Below are 19,937 nucleotides of genomic sequence, written 5' to 3' on the forward strand. Positions count from 1 at the left end.
AGAACTACTCTATGTTGTCGGCTATCGCAAGTTGTGCGGCAGCTAGTCGCGCCACCGGAACTCGGAAGGGTGAACAGGAAACATAATCAAATCCGGCATCTCTGCAAAAGGAAATTGATTCGGGGTTGCCGCCGTGCTCGCCGCAGATGGACAAGGTGATGCCTTCCTGCGCGCTTCGCCCTCTTTCTGCCCCAAGTTTGAGCAACTCCCCAACGCCATCGGTGTCCAGAACGTGAAACGGATCCTCCGGAAACACGCCCTGCTGCACATAATCCGACATGAACCGCCCCGCATCATCGCGCGACAGCCCATAGGCCATCTGGGTCAGATCGTTGGTGCCAAAACTCAGGAACGCGCAGTTCGGCGCGATCTCCGCCGCGCGCAAGGCGGCGCGAGGTGTCTCCACCATCACCCCGAGTTTGTAATCGAAAGATGCGTCCATCTCGGTCCGGACCGTCGCGGCGACCGCGTCAATAGAGCTTTTCACCAGTTCGACTTCGCGCTTTGCCGACACAAGCGGGATCATGATTTCCGGCACAACAGCCGCGCCTGTCTCGGTGGCCTCGACCGTGGCCTCGAATATCGCGCGGGCCTGCATTTCGTAGATTTCAGGCACCGTCACACCAAGGCGCACACCACGCAGCCCCAGCATAGGATTGTATTCGGACATGGCGTCGATCCGCCGCGTCACGTCGGACAGGGGTAAATCCAGGGCATCGGCAAGCACACGCTGCCCTGCGCGATCCGTGGGCAGGAATTCGTGCAAAGGCGGGTCGAACAGGCGAATGCAGACCGGTTGCCCTTTCATGATGTCGAAAAGCTGTTTGAAATCGGCCTTCTGCATTGGCAGCAACCGCTCCAGCACGGCGCGGCGGTCTTCCGACGTTTCCGCGAAAATCATCTCTCGCATGACCGTCAGGCGACCGGGTTCAAAAAACATATGCTCGGTGCGGCACAGCCCGATGCCTTGTGCGTTGAAATTCCGGGCAGTCTGCGCATCGGCGGGTGTGTCGGCATTGGCGCGAATGCCAATGTCGCAAAACTCGGTCGACCACTCCATGAGCTTCTGAAAGCTCTCGTCCAGCGCGGCCTCGCGCATTTTGGGCGCACCGGCAAGCACCTCGCCGCGGGTACCATCAACCGTGATAACGTCACCGGCGTTGAACACTTTACCGTCTTTCGTCACCAGCTGCTTTTTGCTGCTGATGAAACGCAGGTTGGAAGCGCCGACAACGCATGGCAACCCGATGCCACGCCCGATAACCGCCGCATGGCTGGTGATACCGCCGCGTTCCGTCAATACCGCATGGGCCGCATGCATGCCGCGAATGTCTTCCGGCGAGGTTTCACGCCGCACCAGAATGCAGGGATCCCCCCGCGATGCGCTGGCTTGCGCATCTGCCGCGGTAAAGACGATTTGACCGGTTGCCGCTCCCGGGCTGGCGGCGATCCCGCGTCCGATCACATTGCGCTCTGCGCCGGGGTCTACCTGCCTGTGCAGCAGCTCTGACAGGGTACGGGGTTGCACCCGCATCAGCGCCTCGGCACGCGAAATGATCTTGTCTTCGGCCAACTGGACCGCGATACGCACCGCCGCCTGGCTGGACCGGGCAACGCGCACGCCGTCCAGGATATACAACTCACCGTTTTCGATGGCGAATTCCACCTGCATCTCTTCGCGCAGCTTGACACGCATCAGCGCTGCATGGGTTTTCAAGGCTTCGAAAGCCTCGGGCGCAAGTTCCTCAAGCGACGGCCCGCGCGGATCGCGCCCCAGATATAACGCCGCGGCATCGCCTTCCAGCGCATCGCGCCCCTGGCTTTGGCTCAGGTAGCGCCCCGTGATCTGCGGCAAGCCAGTGTCGCTATTGACCAACTGCAAGACACCCGACCCGCATTGCCCATGTCCCAGGCCCAGGGCCATTTCCTGCACCACCAATCCCAGACCCGCATCCGCCGGAGCCCCCTTGGCCTGGCGTAGAAGGCGTGCCGACGTACCATCCCAGGCGCGTGCCATGGATTTCAGCACCGCTGCAAGTTGCTCTGCCGGGTCGGTCGGGAAAGGTTCCTCCATTTCCGCCTCATAGGCCCGCAACGAGTCCGTCAGCCCCTGGCACCCCTCACCCTCCACATCATCGAACATGTCGGGGTCAAGGCGGGCGACATCTACGGAATAGGATTGCACGAACCGCGTGTTGACCGCGTAGGCTGCATCCTTGCCGAGCCGGTCCGAAAGCGCCTCAAGCCTCTTGTCATTCATGCCGACGTTCAGTACCGCACCCGGCCCGCCCCAATCTGGGTCCTCCGACGAGGGCCGCACACAGAGCAAAGCGCCTTCGGGAAACTGCGACACAATCGCGGTGATGTCCGGTAATTCTCCCTTGGCAATGCGTTGCACGGCATCGAATGACAGCGCGACAGTCCGCGGTACCGGCAAGTCAAGGCGCACCAAACGCTGCAGGCACTTTGCACGGCCTCCATGGGTGTCGGCGGCAATTGGCGCTTCTGCGGTTACAAGCGTGGTATGCGGATTATTCTGCACTGCGGCACCTTTCTGTTGGAGCGCAGCATAGGCAGTAAAAATGGGGTGGCAAGCCTTTCAGCGCCCGGATTTTGACCGCGGAGTCATCCTTCGATCCGGGTCAAATCCGCGACAGAGGTGCAAAGGCGTGTGATCCGGCTGAGAAGGTTCAACCGGTTGCGCCGCACCGTGGCATTGTCGGCATTGATCTTCACGGTCTCAAAAAACGCATCGATTGGTGCGCGCAGGGCGGCCATCGCGGCCATGGCCTTGCCGAACTCCTCTGCTTTCATCGCCGGGGTTATCGCCGCCTCCGCCCGGTCCAGAGCCTCAAAAAGCGCGCGTTCCGCGTCGGTTTCGGCGAATTTCACATCCGCGCCGTAGGAGTATTCCACTCCATCCGCCGCTTCCGCCTGCGTCAGGATGTTGTTGGCCCGCTTGAACCCCTGAATGAGGTTTTCGCCATCATCGGTTTGCAGCACTTCCGCCAGCGCGCGCGCGCGCTTGACCAGCAAGGTCAGGTCGTCGTTGCCGGGCATCGCGATGCAAGCGTCGATGATATCATGACGGACGCCCTGATCGCGGAGGTAGACTTTCAGGCGATCATGCAGGAAGGACAGAAGGTCAGCAGCATAGTGGCCAGCCGTAGGGTCCGCTGCGCCCTCTGAATTTTCGGCGACAAGACCGCCAGCCTTTTTGATGAAGCCGGTAAGACTTGCAGTCAGTTGGTTTTCAAGAACAATCCGGATCACACCCAATGCCGCGCGCCGCAGCGCGAACGGATCTTTAGACCCTGTCGGCTTTTCATCAATCGCCCAGAAGCCCGTCAGCGTGTCGATCTTGTCCGCCAGAGCCACGGCCACAGAGACCGGGGCGGTGGGCACCCCATCCGAGGGGCCCAGAGGGGCGTAATGTTCTTCGCAGGCTTGGGGCACACCGTCGTCGTGGCCGGCGGCTTGCGCATAGTACCGACCCATCAGCCCTTGCAACTCAGGAAACTCATAGACCATTTCCGAGGTGAGATCGGCCTTGGCGATACGGGCGGCTTCTGCTGCGAGATCGGGTTTGGCCCCGACCAGCGGGGCAATCTCGCGGGCCAGCGCCTCGATGCGCACGATGCGCTCGGCCTGGGTGCCCAGTTTGTTGTGAAAGGTGACCTGCGCCAGCGGCTTTGCCATGCCTTCAAGGCCCACGGCCTCGATCGTGCGCAGATCGTTGTCCCAGAAGAATTTGGCATCGGCCAGACGCGCCGACAGCACCTTTTCATTGCCCGCCAGAATGGTCGCGCCGACATCAGCCGTTTCCCGGTTGGCGACGGTAATGAACCGCTCAATACGTCCGGTCTTGGGGTTGCGGACGGAAAAGAATTTCTGATGTTCCTTCATCGATGTCTGCAGAACCTCCGGCGGCAGGCCGAGGAAATCGTCGCCGATCTGCCCCATCAGCACCACCGGCCACTCCACAAGGCCCGCAACCTCCGCCAGCAGATCGCGATCCTCGACAACTTCCAGACCGTTTGCGAAAGCCAGATTTGTGGCGTCATGCCAGATCGCGTCAGCGCGCTCTGCCGGGTCCAGAAGGACGAATGCCCGCTTCAGTTTCGACACGTAATCCTCGAAGGACGTGACCGAAAATCGATCCGCTGCGTGAAAACGATGCCCCGCGGTTCTGTCTGCCGCAGCGATCCCGTCAATCTCCAGCGGGACAACCTCCGTACCCGCCTCATCCCCAAGGATACAGAGGATGGAATGCAGCGGTCTCACCCACCGCAACGCACCTGTGCCCCAGCGCATCGATTTCGGCCATGGGAAATTGCGAACGGCGTGTTCAAGCACTTCCGCGATAATATCTGCCGCCGGGCGGCCGGTTTTTTCGATGCGTGCAAAGAAAACCGCACCCTTGGGCGTTTCACGTTCTTCCAACTGGTCGCGGGTTACTCCGGCACCCCGCAGGAACCCCTCTATCGCCTTTTGCGGCGCATCGGCGCGTGGCCCCTTGCGTTCTTCGACGGTTGTGGGGCTGGCGGCAAGAACGCCTTCCACAGTCAGGGCCAGACGGCGGGGTGTGGAAAACTCCGCCGCGGACGCGTATGTCAAACCCGCGTCAACCAAACCATCGGTGACCATCTTCTTCAGATCACGGGCTGCGCGTCGCTGCATGCGCGCGGGAATTTCCTCGGAGAACAGTTCAATCAGCAGATCAGGCATTAATTAACATCCCGTTTCGGGCATTCTTCGCCCACTATCGTTCCGTCGTAGGCTTTTTCGCCGCAATCATTGAGCTCGTGCCAGATGTATCCCCGACCGTCTTCCGTGATCACCACGATCCGGTCCACACCAAAGGCCACGTTCTTCTCGCCGATAAATGCAAGGGCTGTGCCTGCGTCCAGTTCCGCGGCAATAGCCGCCGCATCGAAACAATCGAACCACTCCGGCGCATTGCGGGGCACCACATTGTCAAGCCCGACATAGGTCTCGGTCAGCATCGCCAGGCTGGATGGCGTGGTAAAACAGGCGCGGAACCGAATGGGAGAGCTTTCCGCGTCGATAGCCCGAATGTTATCGGCCAGAATGGGCACCGGCGCGTCCGACGTGAAGGACATCAGGCGCACCTCTTCCACCTCAGCGGACACTTCCTCGTAGAAGCCGTAGACCTGCAGGTAGTAAAGCGAGCCGCCCGCCAGCAGTGCAGAGAGCATGATGGCAATCCCAACGAATTTACCGTTCATGCGGCGCTCTCTGGTTGCCAGCCGCCTGCGCTGGTCTGAACGAAGGCATCGGCACAGGCTTTCGCCAGCGCCCGCACGCGACCGATGTAGGCTTGTCTTTCCGTAACCGAGATAACCCCGCGTGCATCCAGCAGGTTAAAGACATGGCTCGCTTTGATGCATTGGTCGTACGCCGGGTGCACCATGATGATCCGCTTGCCGGTTTTGGGGTCCTCATGCGGCGCGTCAAGAATTTCACGACAATGGGTTTCGGCCTCTTCGAAGTGGCGCAGCAGAACCTCGGTATCCGCCGTATCGAAATTCCAGCGCGCATATTCCTCTTCGGTCTGTTTGAAGATGTCACCGTATGTCAGGGCTATCGGCGTCTGCGGATCGTTGAAGGGCATGTCCATGACGTGATCGACACCCAGAATATACATCGCAAGCCGTTCCAGCCCATAGGTCAGTTCCCCGGACACCGGGTGGCAGTCGTGCCCGCCGACTTGCTGAAAATAGGTGAACTGGCTCACTTCCATGCCGTCGCACCATACCTCCCATCCAAGTCCCCAGGCGCCCAGTGTCGGGCTTTCCCAATCGTCCTCGACGAAGCGGATGTCATGCAACGACATGTCGACGCCGATCGCCATCAGCGACCCGAGGTAGAGCTCCTGCAAGTCGGGTGGGCTTGGTTTGATCACTACCTGATACTGGTAGTAATGCTGCAACCGATTAGGGTTCTCGCCGTAACGGCCATCGGTCGGGCGTCGGGACGGTTGCACATAGGCAGCCGCCCAGGGTTGCGTGCCGAGACTGCGCAATGTCGTGGCCGGGTGAAAGGTGCCCGCACCGACTTCCATGTCATAGGGCTGCAGCACGGCGCATCCCTTCTCGGCCCAGTAAGTCTGGAGCCTCAGAATGATCTCCTGAAAGGATTTCGGGACCTGAATGGAGTCGGACATGAAAACGCTGCCTCGGTATGATCTTGCGCGCCTTACCTACGTGTGTGTGATTAGGGCGTCAATTGCATGCGACAGGATAATTCGGGCCATTGTCATATGGTCAAGCGGTCGATTTCCTGCTTATGTGTGGCGGATTTTGAGCGACCAGGGGCATGCGTTGGAATGAAGCGGTTTTTTGTAGGTTTTATGGTACTTCTGCTTGCAGTCGGGCAGGCTGCGCAGGCCCAGACATCAGGTCAGGTCGTCTGGGTCCAGATCGAGGCACAACCCAACCTTCGCGACGGGCTTGCGCGCGCGCGCGACTATGCGCGCGAACTGGATGACGTGAACGGGTTTGCCCTCGGCGGCGGCTGGCATGGGATTGTCCTGGGCCCCTATACTGCGCAGGATGCCGAACAGGTTTTGCAGGTCTACCGGGCCGAAGGTTTGATCCCCCGCGACAGTTACATCGCCTTCAGTTCTTCGCTGGGTGAACAGTTTTTCCCCCAAGGCATCGATGTACTGAGAGGTGTCGGGGTGACGCCGCAGCAACCCGACGAACCACAAGAAACACCCGCTGCAGTCCCACAGACGCAAGCCGAAGAAGCACCGCAAGCCCCGGCTCCCGTGATCACCGCTCCCGACGAAACACCGGCTCAGGCCCGCCAGAGTGAACGCACCTTATCCGCCGATGCGCGGCGTGATCTGCAGATCGCCCTGAAATGGGCGGGGTTCTATAATTCCACGATCGATGGCGCCTTTGGACGCGGTACGCGGAATTCGATGTCAGAATGGCAACGCGCCAATGGGTTTGAGCCCACGGGCATCTTGACGACACTGCAGCGCGCGACCCTGCTGCGTCAGTACAACGCCGTTCTCGAAGGGCTGGACCTGCGCCTTGTCACCGACAGCACGACCGGCATCGCGGTCAAGATTCCCACCGGCGTTGTTGCCCTGGAACGATATGACCCCCCGTTTGCCCAGTTCAACGCCGTTGACGGCAGCAACGCCCGGGTCCTTTTGATCAGCCAGGAAGGCGACAGCGACACGTTGACCGGCCTGTTTCAGGTCATGCAAACGCTGGAAATTGTCCCGCTGGACGGCGAACGCCGCAAGGAGAAAAACAGTTTCGTTCTTGTTGGTCGAAATGCCGAAATCATCAGTGAAACGCGCGTGCAGCTCCGATCCGGCCAGATCAAGGGGTTCACGCTGATCTGGCCCACGGGCGATGAAGCACGGCGCACGCGGCTGCTGTCGGAAATGGAGGCAAGCTTCACGCGGCTGGAGGGGGTGCTGGATGCAGCCGCCGGAGACAGCGTTGATCAGCAGATTGACCTTGTCGCGGGTCTGCAGATCCGCAAGCCGAAGCTGTCGCGCTCCGGTTTTTACGTGGATGAGCGGGGATCGGTCATCACCACTTCGGACGCGGTTGACAGCTGCACCCGGATTACCCTGGACGAGGAACATGAGGCAACGCCGCAAACCGTTGATGCTGCGCGTGGCCTGGCGCTTCTGACACCGGATCAAAGCCTTGCGCCGCCGCAGGTCGCGCAATTCAGCCCCGCGCCACCGCGCCTGCAGTCTGAGGTGGCCGTGGCCGGCTATTCCTATGAGGGCGTCCTTGACGCGCCGACCATGACATTCGGCACGCTGGCCGATCTGCGCGGTCTGCGCGGCGAGGCTGACCTCAGCCGGCTGACGCTCTCCAGCCTGCCGGGCGATGCAGGCGGCCCGGTTTTCGATACCAATGGCAACGTTCTTGGCATGCTGCTGCCGCGGGGCGGCGGCGCAAGGCAGTTGCCGGAAGATGTGACCTTTGCCCTCGCGGGTTCCGCAATTGCAGATGTGATGCGGAATGCGGGCCTGATCCCGGCCAATTCCAGTGACGCACGCCCTCTTGCACCGGAAGATATCACCACACGGGCGCTCGGTATGACCGTGCTTGTGAGTTGCTGGGAATAAGCACAAAATCGTCTCAAATCCGCCCCAAATATCGGGTCTCTTGGACCAACCGTTTGCGGCCCGTTAACCCCTACACGCCATTGTCTGCTTGCGTGGGGGCGCGCCGTGCTTCGGTACGATGATGGAGTGGAGAAATGCTCAAATATATTGTAGCCTTGGCCTTCGGCCTTGTGCTCATGCTGCCCGCGTCGGCCGGTCGTGACCGGTCTGGCACAACGAATTTGACACTGGTGGAGTATTCCTCCGCCGTGCTGCCGCCCGCGAACTATCGTGGCCAGTGGTGGACATCCCCTGACAACTGCCAATATTCCCGCGCCGGACGCCCGGGCGAGACGGTCTGGTACCTGATCGTCAATACAGCGCATTCCAAGTGCGAAGCGCGCCTCATTCAACGCGCCTATTCAGATTACCAGTGAACCGGCGTTAACGAGTGAGGTCCGGCGTGGTGTAAATCAACGTCGGACCTTCTTCTTCAAATGCCTGATTTACTGCCTGCTGCATGTCACGCAGACTTTGCGGCGCCGCTGATTTAGCGCCAAATGCCTCGGCCAACATGCAGAAATCCGGATTGCGCGCAACCACGGCATTGGGTGCGATCTGTGACCGCACCATACTGTCTTCGATTTCTTTCAGCTTGCCATTGTCCCACAGGATGATCGGCAGGCTGAGACCGAGTTCGACGGCCACGCCGAGTTCTTGCATCGTGTAGTGGAACCCATAGTCGCCGATGATCGCCATCGTCGGCTTCCCTCGCCGCGCAACAGCCCCGCCGATCGCCGCAGGCGTTGCATACCCCAAGGTGCCGAACCCGCTGGGGTGATGCCAGTGACCGGGGCGGTCCATGTCCCATATCTTCTTGGCGGTGTAGGCGATCTGCGTCATGTCCGAATATATCATCGTGTCCGCAGGCACAGCCGCGCGCAGGGCATCGCACACCGCGCTGATCCCGGGGTACCCGGCGTCCACTTCTGACCTGCCCCGCGCACGCGCCTCCGCCACCTCGTCCGCCCGCCATAGTGTTTGTGTCTGATGACCCTGCAGCTTGGATTCCACGGCGGAAAACCATGCCGTCGCGTCAGCGAGGTGCCTGTCGTCCTGTACTGCCGCGCGGCTGAGAACCGCCACATCCATATTTACATGGATAGCCGGGGCCGTGTGCCCCAGTTCCGGCCTGTAAAAATCCACTTCCGCGAGGTCGGTGCCGACAAAGACCAGAAGATCAGCCCTACGCAGCACATCGATGCTGGAGGTGTTTTCGAGCATGGCCCCCAGATGCAACGGATCCTCCGAGCCAGCAATGCCGCGGCCCGCGTAGGTCGTATAGGATGCAGCGCCCAGTTTCTCCAAAACCGAACGCGCCTGAGGCGCCGCCGCCTTGGCACCTCCGCCCAAAATGAACAGGGGCCGTTGCGCCTTTTTCAGCTTCTGTACCGCCGTTGCGACATCACGTGGATCGGCGCCCATTCGTCGTACCCGGGCATCACGGAAAGGTGCGGGGTCCGCCGGTGCCTGCAGTACCGCAATGGGCACCTGAATGTGTTTTGGAAGCGGGCTTTGCGTCTGAAATTCAGCAAATGCCCGGTCGATCAATCCGTATGCGGCGTTTGCTGTTCTTGCCTCTTCCGACCAGTCGCAAACCGTTGCAGCCGCCGCCCGCTGACCTTTCATCTGGTGCAACTGGCCCTTTTTCGCGGCAATCTCGTCCAGGCAGGAGGACAGGACCAGCAGTGGCACCGAATCCGAATAGGCCTGCCCCATCGGCGTCATGATATTGCACAGACCGGGGCCCGTGATCACATAGGCCACGCCTGGCTTTCCTGTGGCGCGGGCATAGCCATCCGCCATGAATCCGGCACCCTGTTCATGGCGCGCAAGCACATGCGTGATACCTGCCTCCTCGATCCCGCGATACATCTCCTGATTATGCACACCCGGAATGCCGAAAATCACCTCGACCCCGCGCGCTCTGAGCATGTGCGAAATCTGCGCACCCAAGGGTCGTTGCATATCAGTCTCTCCAGAATTTGACCGTCAGGATGGCGTAGACGGCCAGAAGCTCGAGCCGCCCCAGCAACATCGCCCCGGTCAGAAGCCACTTGGCCGTGTCGTTCAGGCCTGCGAAATTACCCGCCGGGCCGATCTCCGGCCCAAGGCCGGGTCCAACGTTGGAGAGCGCCGTGGCCGCGCCCGACAGCGAGGTGATCAGGTCGAGCCCCGTCAAGCTGAGAGCGACAGCGAGCAGCCCCAGGGTGACGATGAAAAACATGAAAAACGAGATGACCGAACTGAGCACATCATCGCCGACCGCCCGTTTCTCATATCGCACCACAAAGACACCATTCGGTGAGCGAATTTTCCGCAGTTGCATTTTGATGGACGCAAACAATAACTGGTACCGGAAAATCTTGATCGAACAGGTGGTTGAGCCCGCGCAGCCACCGATGAGACCGATGAAAAAGAACATCGAGACCAGCAGGGACCCCCAGGTCATGTAATCAGCGGATGCGTAGCCTGTACCTGTCATGATCGAAGTCACGTTGAACAGTGCCTCACGAAACGACTTGCCCCACTGATCGGGTGCAACCTGCGACAGGACAATTGTCATGATGACGACGAGAACAAGCAGGGTCGCGATGAACACACGCACCTGACTGTCCCGCCAGATGGGCAGGGTCTGACCATTGATCATTTGCACGTAGCGGACAAAAGGCAAGGCAGCGACCACCATGAAGAAGGCGGCTGCATACTCCATATTGCCCGAGAACATGCCGAAGGACTCGTCGTAGTTGGCAAACCCACCCGTCGATATTGTCGTCAACGCGTGCACGGTGGCGTCAAACGCATTCATGCCGAGCGCCAGATAGCTAAGCGCACAGGCCATGGTCAAACCAAGATAGATGCTGGAAATCTGACTGGCGATCTGCCCCGCGCGGGGCAGGATCTTTCCCATCGTATCAAAGGATTCCGATTTGAAGATCTGCATGCCGCCCACACGCAGCTCAGGCAGGAAAACCATCGCGACAACAATAATACCGATGCCGCCCAGCCATTGCAGAATACCGCGCCACAACAGCAACCCCTTGGGTAAGTCCTGCAAACCCGACAACACCGTCGACCCGGTGGTGGTCAGACCTGACATCGCCTCGAAGAATGCATCGACAAACCGCGCCTCGGTCGCGCCGAACATGAAGGGCAGGGCCCCGAACAGCGGCAGCGCCACCCACACCCCCGTGGTCAGCAGGAATGTCTGTTGGATTGTCAGGCCTTCCTTCACCCCGTTGGCGCAGGCCAGGGCGATAAGACCACCTGCCAGTATCGTGATCAGCGACGACTGAATGAAGACTGGCCAGTGTCCACGGCCCTCGGCGACGTCGACAAGCATGGGCAACAGCATGGCCGCACCCAGCACGGCCACCAGCAGTCCGATCACATATCCAATGGGGCGCAGGTCCAACATGAGCGCAGAGTTGGCTGCGCGCCGCTCCGGTGTCAAGCGGATGCGGCACCCCGGACGGCGTCAGACGTAATAGAGGTCGCGGAAAACATGATGGACGATTTCTTCGCGCCTGATGTTCATCGCCGCCAGTTCTTCGTCAGACTTGGCCTGAAGTTTCTGAACCATCTGAGCGCGCGCATTGTAGCTGCTTGATACAATCATGGCCGTACCGATGGATTTGAAGAAACCGCGGACGATTGCGACGAGGCTGCTGAGGTTACGGCCAAAGCCGCTTTCGATGTGTGTAGACTGGTAAGCCATTGGAGATCCTTATCTAAGTTAAAGTCTCCTCCCGTTGGCTTCTTACATAACCCATCGCAGGGCAGATGAGAATTGCAGCCACTGCATAGCCGGTACCTGTCTGCTCGGCGTCAGTGCACGAAAAAAAGCGCGCAACGATGTGCGCGCTTCGGTTCTTTTGGGTATCGGGCCGTTATCCGACGTGAAACAACGTGTTGAACAGCTTCGGATCAAGGCTTTGCGAGGCAAAGGTGTCACCTTCCACCAGGATACTGACCGCATCATGGCTGTGCAGGCTCTCCTGATGACTGGCGATGACCCGGAAATCGCCGACCCGCGCATCCGCATGCAATTGCTCGCAAAAGAGACGTGCAGCATCTTCCACAAAGATCGGGTTCGCAGCATTCAATTCCGCAAAGGCCTGTTCGTCTTCGCGCTTGACCATGACCTGCGTCTCTGTGGGCACGGCCCGGCGGCAGGCTTCCACAAGATCTTCGAACCAAAGGCATCCGGCATCTTCGTCTATTTCCACGGAGACACGCGCAACGGACCGCTGCGAATGAGGGGTGGCCAATTGACCGCGTGTTGCGCGCGCATGTTCCGACAGTTCCAGCGAGCACGGACAGGTAGAGGAGTACACGTAGTCCAGATGCATAATCTTCTTGCGCACGCCGCCCTGTTCAACCAGTTCCAGCGCAATGTCGTAGTACTGATATCCCGACAAACCTGACCGCAGGCTGTCGACCTTCATGGGAAAGCTGAACCGCATCTGGATGCGCGCATCAAAGCTTTCTAGGTCACTGATGTAGTCGTCCAGCGCCGCTTCGATCACCTCGAAACTGAATGTTGCCTCGGCGTGTTTGTAGAAAGAGCGCATGATCCGGGACATGTTGATACCCTTCTTGTCCGCCTCAAGGCTGACGGAACCGGTCACCGATGTCTCCAGCGTCAGGTCCCCATTGTCCCGGGTGTGGAAGCGGATCGGCAGACGGAAATTGGAGATACCGACATGCTGGATCTGCTGCCTGGCGCCGCGGATCAGGCTGGACGGCCCGTTCTGCAGGTCGGGAAGCGTCGCCTTATATCCGTCGTCACTTGCAAACCCGTCCGGATAATCGCGCGAGAACGCCGGGTAATCCACCGTATCCGAGCCCGGCACCAGCCGCGCCACAGAGGGATCGAGCTCCAGAATTTCGGTGGGAGTCGCGCCCTTCGCCCAGTTTCGCAGGAGCGCAAGCGCGGCTTCGGCTTCGTCCCGGTCTGGTGTGGCATCAAGTACGGGTGTGTGGATGTTCATCGCTATGTCCCTCATGACGGCGTCTTGTATTTAGATAGGGCATTGGGGCCCTTGGGCCAACTCTACTCACAAATACGTCAGATACCGCCATCGGGATCAGTGTTTGTTCAAAAATACTGACAAGGGGAAAATTCAGCGATCTGCATCAAAAAGAGGTCAGGCGGCGTCCAGTGCCGTAAGGATATCGGACACCAGATCGTCCGCATCTTCGATGCCCACGCTGATACGCACCAGCCCGTCCGTGATGCCCAGAGCATCCTTTTGATCCTGCGGCAGGCGTTGATGGGTTGTGGTGGCCGGATGGGTCATGATCGTTTTCGCATCCCCGAGGTTGTTGGAAATCACCCCCACCCTGATGGCGTTCAAAAACCGGAATGCCGCCGCCTTGCCGCCTTCGATATCCAGCGACAGAACTGTCCCGCCCTGCCCCATTTGCCGGGTCACAAGGTCATGTTGCGCATGTGAAGCGTGACCGGGATAAATGACTTGCCGAAGTTTCCCATGCCCCTGCAAAGCTTGGGCGATCGCCGTTGCATTCGCTGTCTGCGCCCGCACCCGCAGGTTCAGCGTTTCAAGACCTTTGAGCATGACCCAGGCGGTAAAAGGGCTCATCGAGCCGCCGGTATGCTTCATGTAAGGCTCAACCGTTTTTCGAATGAACTCCCGCGTGCCCAGGATGACACCACCCAAGGCGCGGCCCTGACCGTCGATGTGTTTCGTTGCCGAATAGATCACGACATCCGCACCCTGTGCGATCGCATCGGACCATACCGGTGTTGCAAAAACGTTATCTACCAGAACTTTAGCGCCCTTCTCATGGGCAAGCGCGACAACCGCTGCGATATCGACGACCTGCAATGTGGGGTTGGAAATGGATTCGAAAAACACCGCGACCGTGTCATCACGAATGGCCGCTTCCCACGCCGTAAGGTCTGCGCCATCAACGAATGTCACCTCAACACCATAGCGGGTGAGCACTTCTTCCAGGACGTAGAGACAGGAACCGAACAGCGCGCGCGAAGACACCACATGATCCCCCGCTTTCAGCATGGACGTCAGCGCGCCGGAGACAGCCGCCATCCCCGATGCCGTCGCAAACGCATCTTCCGCGCCTTCCAGTGCCGCAATCCGTTCCTCGAACATGGCGACCGTCGGATTGCCGTAGCGGGCATAAATGAACTCGTCCGGCCCGGCCTCGATGAACCGGGCCTCGGCATCTTCCGCCGTCTCGTAGACAAAGCCCTGCGTGAGAAAAATCGCCTCGGAGACTTCACCATATTGACTGCGACGTGTGCCGGCATGAACCGCCAGCGTGCTTGGTTTCAATTCGCGTGTCATTCTCTTTTCCTTCACCCCTTTCGGGCACAAAAAAACCCCAGACGCGGCCAACGCGACGGGGTTTCCTCATCGGTGACCTTTTAGCGGAATGTTTAACGTGGCCCGCAATCCGGTAACAAATCGCCACGCGCGAACCGTTAAGACAAAGGGTGTTGCGCGTCAACACCGTCACGGTGCTGTAACAGTAATTTCATGCCCCTGTCGTATGTATCGTGGATAGCTCAGCCACAACATCTTGTAGAGAGGGCAGAGGATGCCGTTGCTCAGGATCAACGCGACGACGCAGGGGTTGCAGCTCCATGACCGGCCCCAGCCAGCGGAAACAGCACTCGCCAGTCATCGGGAAACACCCGGTCCCGCGATCGTCATGGTACATGGCTACAAATATGCACCCGGAGACGTAAACCATTGCCCGCATGACAAGATATTTGCTGCCAAGCCCGGCAGCTGGCCCACGGCGCTTGGCTTCGGCGCAGGCCGGGCCGCCGAAGGATTGGGGATCGCATTTGGCTGGCACGCGCGTGGATCATTGTGGCAGATGCACCGCAGGGCCGCGGAACTGGGCCAAACCCTCGCGGCGCTGATCCGGCACCTGCGCACCAAAACTCCGCACCGGCCGGTTCACGTGATTGCCCATTCTCTGGGGACTGAAATTGCGCTTTCCGCGCTGGAGCATTTATCGGCACATGATCTGGACAGAATGGTGCTGCTGACAGGCGCAAGTTTTTCCAGCCATGCGCAACGCATGCTGCAGACACCGGCGGGCTTGACCACGGAAGTGTTCAACGTGGTCAGCCGGGAGAACGATCTTTTCGATCTGGCCTTCGAAAACCTGGTGACCGCCCCGGTACCCGGCGACACGGCAATCGGTCAGGGAATTGATGCGCCCAACGTAACGACGGTGCAACTGGACTGCCCCAGGACACTGTCGGTCTTTACGTCCCTGCGCCTGCCGGTTGCGCCACCGCAGCGGCGTGTCTGTCATTGGTCCACCTACACACGCCCGGGCGTCATGGCGCTCTACACAAAGCTGCTGCGCGATCCCGAACAGCTGCCACAGGCGCACCTGGCGCGGCTGCTGCCCGAGACCCCGGCGCCGCGATGGGCCCGTTTCCGGCGGTCTGAACGCCAGTCCGACGCCCTGCCGCAACGGGCGATATCCATGCCGTCGCTGCCCCTTGCCCTGCGCTGGAAAACACGCATCATGCCCGCAGCACCTGCGCAGGGGAAACAGAATGAGCACGCCTATTGATCTCTACTACTGGCCAACACCAAACGGCTGGAAAATCTCCATCGCGCTGGAAGAGATGGCGTTGCCTTACGAAACCCGTCTGGTCGATATCGGCGCCGGGGATCAATTCACACCCGAGTTTCTGATGATTGCGCCCAACAACAGGATGCCCGCCATCGTCGATCATGAGGGGCCGGACGGCGCGCCTGTCTCGATCTTTGAATCCGGGGCGATCCTGCAGTACCTGGCGCGGAAGACAGGGACATTCGGCGGCAAGACAGAGCGCGAGCAAATCGCCGTGACAGAATGGTTGATGTGGCAGATGGGCGGTCTGGGGCCGATGGCGGGCCAGGCGCATCATTTTCTGAAATACGCGCCCACGATGGAGCCCCCCAACGACATTCCCTACGCCAAGGATCGCTACCGCGCGGAGACGGCCCGGCTTTACGGTGTGCTGGACCGGCGGCTGGCCCAAGCGGAATTTGTGGCGGGTGATTTCTACTCGATCGCGGACATGTCTATCTGGGGCTGGGCCTCGCTGTGGGAAGGCCAGCAGCAAACGCTTGATGACAAACCCCACATGGCAAGGTGGCTGGACATGATGGCAGAGCGCCCCGGCGTTCGGGCAGGCAGAGCGCTTTACGCGGAAAAACGAGCGGATTTTCGAAAAGACAAGGATGCTCAAAGCCAGCTGTTCAAGCGCTGACAGCGCGCAAGGTCGGGCAGATTTCATTCGTTTTGAAATGACAAAGGCGCGTTCGATCGCAAAATATGTGCAAAATATCACGTAAAACGATGAATTTCTTTGCAAAACCTGACTGACTTCGCGCAGACTTCGCCGAAATTCTGTGTTTGGTGTTTTTCGTCTATGACTGACTATGTGTATTCGCCAGGAGTGCTCGTTTACCTGGCTGGCGCATTTTACATCCTGGGTCTTGTGATCATTCATCAGGTGGTACTGCGTTTGCTGATCCTGTCCGGCACCGGCGTGTATCTGATCTACTACTTTACCGTTGGAGAAAGCCCGTTGTGGGAGGCGATTTATGTGAGCCTCCTGATCGGTGCCGCCAACCTGATAGGTCTCACCAGCCTGCTGGCGCGCAAGTCTCGTCTTGCGATCCCCCGTGCGCATGCTGACATCTACTATGATTTTCCGCCGCTGCCGCCCGGTGACTTCCGTGCGCTGATGAAGCTTGCCCGCCGCTATACCGTTGACAAGGACAAGCAGGTCACGGCCGAAGGAGAGGCCGGAGACAAGCTCTATTTCATCATCAGCGGCTCCACGCTGGTCCGCAAGGGCGATCAGGCTTTTGTCCTGAAACCCAAGTTGTTTCTGGGGGAAATCGCCTTTCTGATCGGTGCCCCGAGTTCAGCTTCGGCCTGGCTGGAAGAAGGCGCGGAAGTATTGGAATGGCGGTTTGATACGCTGCGCCGCAAATGCCTGCGCAGCGCCCGGTTCAAACTGGCACTGGAAGCGGCCATTTCTGCCGATCTCGCACATAAGGTTGCGCATTCGATGGGCAAGGATTCCGTGCGGCTGGACAACATTCCCAAACCGATGGTCGACGCATTGGCCTCGGTCGGTCAAGGTTAGGCGTCTTTCTCGGGATCGTCCGTGATCAGGTAGCCTTGAAGGGCAGTGAACTGCCACATCAGGAAAGCCATCAGCGCCACGGGAAACCCGAAGGTTTCGATCTTGACCCACGCATCCGTCGACATGGTGCGCCAGACCAGTTCATTCGCGATGGCAAGCACGGCAAAGGCGGCACACAGTCTGCGTGTCAGGATCATCCAGCCCTCGCTTTTCATCGGCATCATTTCGTTCATCACATAAGCCAGATACGACTGCCCCCGCAGCAGGCCGATGCCCAACAGAGCCGCGAACAGGCCGTAGACGATGGTGGTTTTCATCTTGAAGAACCGCTCATCATTAAACCACGCGGTCAGGGCGCCGAAGAAGATCACCATGAAGGCGGTGAAGACCTGCATACGGCTGAGCTGGCCTGTCAGATGCCACAGCACGCCCATCGCAAACAGTAAAATGGGCACGAAGACCAGCGCCGCGACGATGAAGCCACTGTACTCGGTCCCGGCAATGACAAAGGTGTCTTCCTTGATCTTCAGGTAGATCAGGAAGAACAATACGGTCGGGCCCAGTTCGAGCACCTGTTTCACAACCGGATTGATCGGTTTTATGTCTGACATATCAGCTTCCTTATCCCCCCATCTCAACTATCACAGCCCCCAGCGCAATCAATGCCATCAGGGCGATACGTCGCGGTCCAACGGTTTCCTTCAGGAAAAGCCAGCCGATGACGGCGGCGAAGACGGTGGAGGTTTCCCGCAGCACGGCAGCCTCACCAACCTTGTCAAGCCGGGTCGCCATCATCACTGCACCAAAGCTCAGCGGTGCCACCAGCCCACCGGCAAATCCGCGTACCATAAGCGGGCCGAGTGTTGGCCGGCCCGCCATGCGCAGCCAACGCGCGCCAGCGATGAAGGGCATCAAAAATCCATCGATCATGAAAAACCACGCCAGAAACGTGAAGGGATCGGCTGTCGCGCGGATACCGTAGGCATCATAGGTCGTATACAAGGCCACAAAAAGACCGGTGAGCACTGCCAACCCCAGCGCGGCATGCAGGGTGTCGCGCTCCGACACCAGAAAGATCATGTTATAGATCGCAAGCCCGAATATTCCGCCCAGCAGCACAGCCACGCCGATCCACTGCGTGGCTGAGAACGTCTCGCCGAAAATCAGGTAGGCGCCAATGACGGTGAACAAGGGTCCGGTGCCGCGAACCACCGGGTAGACAACCGTGTAGGCCCCCTTGGTATAAGCCCATGCCTGCAAGAGTTTGTAAAAGACGTGGATAATCCAGACCGCTGCAAAAATCGGCCACATATGCGGCTCCGGCCATGGCACGACGAAGAGCGCAAAAGGCGTGGCCATCGCCATGTAGCAAAAATCGATCGCCCCCCGCGTCAGCCAGGGGTCATGACGTCCCTTTTGCAAGGCACCGAACACAGCGTGAAGAAAGGCCGCCATCAGGGCCAGCGTAAGGGCCAACCGGTGGCCGGGGTCCGTCCCTTCGATCGAAATCAGCCATTCCGTCATATGGTCATGTCACGGTCTGATGCACCGGGTTCGAAGGGCAAAACCCGTACGATGCTCATGAACGTTCAAGACCCATCAGCGCATCGGCGAAGTCCTGTGGATCAAAAGCATCCAGATCGTCAATTTGCTCACCGACGCCAATGGCATGGATCGGCAGGCCAAACTTATCTGCAAGCGCCACCAGAACGCCGCCCTTGGCAGTGCCGTCGAGTTTAGTCATCACCAGGCCGGAAACATCTGAAATATCACGGAAAACCTTGACCTGGTTGAGCGCGTTCTGACCCGTTGTGGCATCAAGAACCAGCAATGTGTTATGCGGCGCGGTTTCGTCCTTCTTGCGGATCACCCGGACGATCTTTGCCAGTTCCTCCATCAGATCGCTTCGGTTCTGCAATCGACCCGCGGTGTCGATCAGCAAAAGATCGGCCCCGTCAGCCTGGGCCTGTGTCATCGCATCAAAGGCGAGGCTCGCGGGGTCGGATCCTTCCGGCGCAGTCAACACCGGCACACCCGCACGATCTCCCCAGACCTGCAACTGTTCCACGGCAGCTGCGCGAAAGGTGTCTCCGGCAGCGATCACGACTTTCTTGCCGGCGCCGCGGAACTGGCTGGCGAGCTTGCCAATTGTCGTCGTTTTGCCCGATCCATTCACCCCGACAACAAGCACCACCTGTGGTGTGCGTGGGTAGAGCGGCAGCGGTTTTGCCACGGGATCCATGATCCGGGCGATTTCCGCTGACATAAGCTCCTTGATCTCCTGAACAGACAGTTTCCGGCCCAGCCTGCCCTCGGCCATGTTCGCGACAACGCGCAGCGCCGTATCGACGCCCATGTCTGCCGTGATCAGCAACTCCTCGAGCTGTTCAAGCATGTCATCATCAAGGGTCCGCCGGACGACGGTTTTGGCTGCGGACCTGCCAAGCAGGCGGCCCAGAAGTCCCGGTTTTGTCGCCGCTTCGTCAGTGTCGGTGGCTGATAACGCCTCTGCCACCGGCGCCGGTGAGCGCGGCAGTGACATGGGCGCTGCTTTGATTTCTGGCTCTGGCTCTGGCTCTGGCTCTGGCTCTGGCTCTGGCTCTGGCTCTGGCT

17 protein-coding genes and 1 riboswitch are annotated in these 19,937 nt (G+C 59.5%); of the genes, 5 read left to right on the forward strand and 12 right to left on the reverse strand.

The genetic code is table 11. The annotated features are described in order from the left end of the window. Nucleotides 1–4: 4 nt before the first annotated feature. From KX928_RS22240 to KX928_RS22255, 4 genes are all read right to left on the reverse strand, one after another. Nucleotides 5–2,542 carry a putative PEP-binding protein gene (locus KX928_RS22240; protein ID WP_219507167.1) on the reverse strand — a complete coding sequence of 846 codons (2,538 nt, stop codon included), beginning with the start codon at nucleotides 2,540–2,542 and terminating at the stop codon, nucleotides 5–7. Nucleotides 2,543–2,625: 83 nt separating this feature from the next. After that, nucleotides 2,626–4,728, reverse strand: coding sequence for a glycine--tRNA ligase subunit beta (gene glyS, locus KX928_RS22245; RefSeq protein WP_219507170.1), 2,103 nt, complete (start codon nucleotides 4,726–4,728; stop codon nucleotides 2,626–2,628). Then, nucleotides 4,728–5,249: a DUF6446 family protein gene (locus KX928_RS22250; protein WP_219507173.1), complete on the reverse strand. Its 522-nt coding sequence runs from the start codon at nucleotides 5,247–5,249 to the stop codon at nucleotides 4,728–4,730. Before KX928_RS22250 ends, glyS begins: the two co-directional genes overlap by 1 nt. Continuing rightward, entirely contained in the window at nucleotides 5,246–6,187 is a 942-nt protein-coding gene (locus KX928_RS22255; protein ID WP_219507176.1) for a glycine--tRNA ligase subunit alpha, read from the reverse strand. Before KX928_RS22255 ends, KX928_RS22250 begins: the two co-directional genes overlap by 4 nt. A gap of 186 nt (nucleotides 6,188–6,373) precedes the next feature. Between KX928_RS22255 and KX928_RS22260 the strand changes: the two genes are divergently transcribed. Next, nucleotides 6,374–8,128, forward strand: coding sequence for a serine protease (locus KX928_RS22260; protein ID WP_257884031.1), 1,755 nt, complete (start codon nucleotides 6,374–6,376; stop codon nucleotides 8,126–8,128). A 134-nt stretch (nucleotides 8,129–8,262) separates the two neighbouring features. Continuing rightward, the gene (locus tag KX928_RS22265) at nucleotides 8,263–8,544 is read left to right on the forward strand and encodes a hypothetical protein (protein ID WP_219507182.1); all 282 of its coding nucleotides are present in this window, start codon (nucleotides 8,263–8,265) and stop codon (nucleotides 8,542–8,544) included. A 7-nt stretch (nucleotides 8,545–8,551) separates the two neighbouring features. Here the strand turns inward: KX928_RS22265 and KX928_RS22270 are convergent, their stop codons facing one another. The 5 genes from KX928_RS22270 to metZ all read right to left on the reverse strand — a co-directional run bounded on the left by KX928_RS22270 (nucleotide 8,552) and on the right by metZ (nucleotide 14,499). Then, nucleotides 8,552–10,135: a thiamine pyrophosphate-binding protein gene (locus KX928_RS22270; protein WP_219507186.1), complete on the reverse strand. Its 1,584-nt coding sequence runs from the start codon at nucleotides 10,133–10,135 to the stop codon at nucleotides 8,552–8,554. A gap of 1 nt (nucleotide 10,136) precedes the next feature. Then, entirely contained in the window at nucleotides 10,137–11,585 is a 1,449-nt protein-coding gene (locus tag KX928_RS22275; protein ID WP_219507188.1) for a TrkH family potassium uptake protein, read from the reverse strand. Between the two features lie 60 nt (nucleotides 11,586–11,645). Further along, nucleotides 11,646–11,885 (reverse strand): hypothetical protein, encoded by a 240-nt coding sequence (locus tag KX928_RS22280; RefSeq protein ID WP_219507190.1) that lies wholly within the window; start codon nucleotides 11,883–11,885, stop codon nucleotides 11,646–11,648. Between the two features lie 172 nt (nucleotides 11,886–12,057). Continuing rightward, the gene (gene folE2, locus KX928_RS22285) at nucleotides 12,058–13,161 is read right to left on the reverse strand and encodes a GTP cyclohydrolase FolE2 (protein ID WP_219507193.1); all 1,104 of its coding nucleotides are present in this window, start codon (nucleotides 13,159–13,161) and stop codon (nucleotides 12,058–12,060) included. Between the two features lie 156 nt (nucleotides 13,162–13,317). Then, the gene (metZ, locus tag KX928_RS22290) at nucleotides 13,318–14,499 is read right to left on the reverse strand and encodes an O-succinylhomoserine sulfhydrylase (protein ID WP_219507195.1); all 1,182 of its coding nucleotides are present in this window, start codon (nucleotides 14,497–14,499) and stop codon (nucleotides 13,318–13,320) included. Nucleotides 14,500–14,559: 60 nt separating this feature from the next. Then, nucleotides 14,560–14,636: riboswitch (SAM riboswitch) on the reverse strand. Nucleotides 14,637–14,752: 116 nt separating this feature from the next. On the opposite strand from metZ, the gene KX928_RS22295 reads away from it, so the two are divergent. From KX928_RS22295 to KX928_RS22305, 3 genes are all read left to right on the forward strand, one after another. Further along, nucleotides 14,753–15,751, forward strand: a complete 999-nt coding sequence (locus KX928_RS22295) for an alpha/beta hydrolase (RefSeq protein WP_219507197.1) — start codon at nucleotides 14,753–14,755, stop codon at nucleotides 15,749–15,751. Further along, nucleotides 15,735–16,436: a glutathione S-transferase N-terminal domain-containing protein gene (locus KX928_RS22300; RefSeq protein WP_219507200.1), complete on the forward strand. Its 702-nt coding sequence runs from the start codon at nucleotides 15,735–15,737 to the stop codon at nucleotides 16,434–16,436. The genes KX928_RS22295 and KX928_RS22300 overlap by 17 nt, the downstream gene beginning before the upstream one ends. A gap of 162 nt (nucleotides 16,437–16,598) precedes the next feature. Next, nucleotides 16,599–17,324: a Crp/Fnr family transcriptional regulator gene (locus KX928_RS22305; protein ID WP_219507203.1), complete on the forward strand. Its 726-nt coding sequence runs from the start codon at nucleotides 16,599–16,601 to the stop codon at nucleotides 17,322–17,324. Here KX928_RS22305 and KX928_RS22310 read toward each other — a convergent pair. The 3 genes from KX928_RS22310 to ftsY form a co-directional block, all read right to left on the reverse strand. After that, nucleotides 17,321–17,935, reverse strand: coding sequence for an inner membrane-spanning protein YciB (locus tag KX928_RS22310; RefSeq protein WP_219507205.1), 615 nt, complete (start codon nucleotides 17,933–17,935; stop codon nucleotides 17,321–17,323). The two genes, KX928_RS22305 and KX928_RS22310, sit on opposite strands and share 4 nt — an antisense overlap. A gap of 10 nt (nucleotides 17,936–17,945) precedes the next feature. Next, nucleotides 17,946–18,848, reverse strand: a complete 903-nt coding sequence (locus KX928_RS22315) for an EamA family transporter (protein ID WP_219507207.1) — start codon at nucleotides 18,846–18,848, stop codon at nucleotides 17,946–17,948. A 55-nt stretch (nucleotides 18,849–18,903) separates the two neighbouring features. Further along, nucleotides 18,904–19,937, reverse strand: a 1,034-nt coding sequence (ftsY, locus tag KX928_RS22320) for a signal recognition particle-docking protein FtsY (RefSeq protein ID WP_219507210.1), incomplete at its 5' end; no start/stop codon positions are given.

Origin of the sequence: Roseobacter insulae, assembly GCF_019375555.1 — a bacterium.
Lineage (GTDB): Bacteria > Pseudomonadota > Alphaproteobacteria > Rhodobacterales > Rhodobacteraceae > Roseobacter > Roseobacter insulae.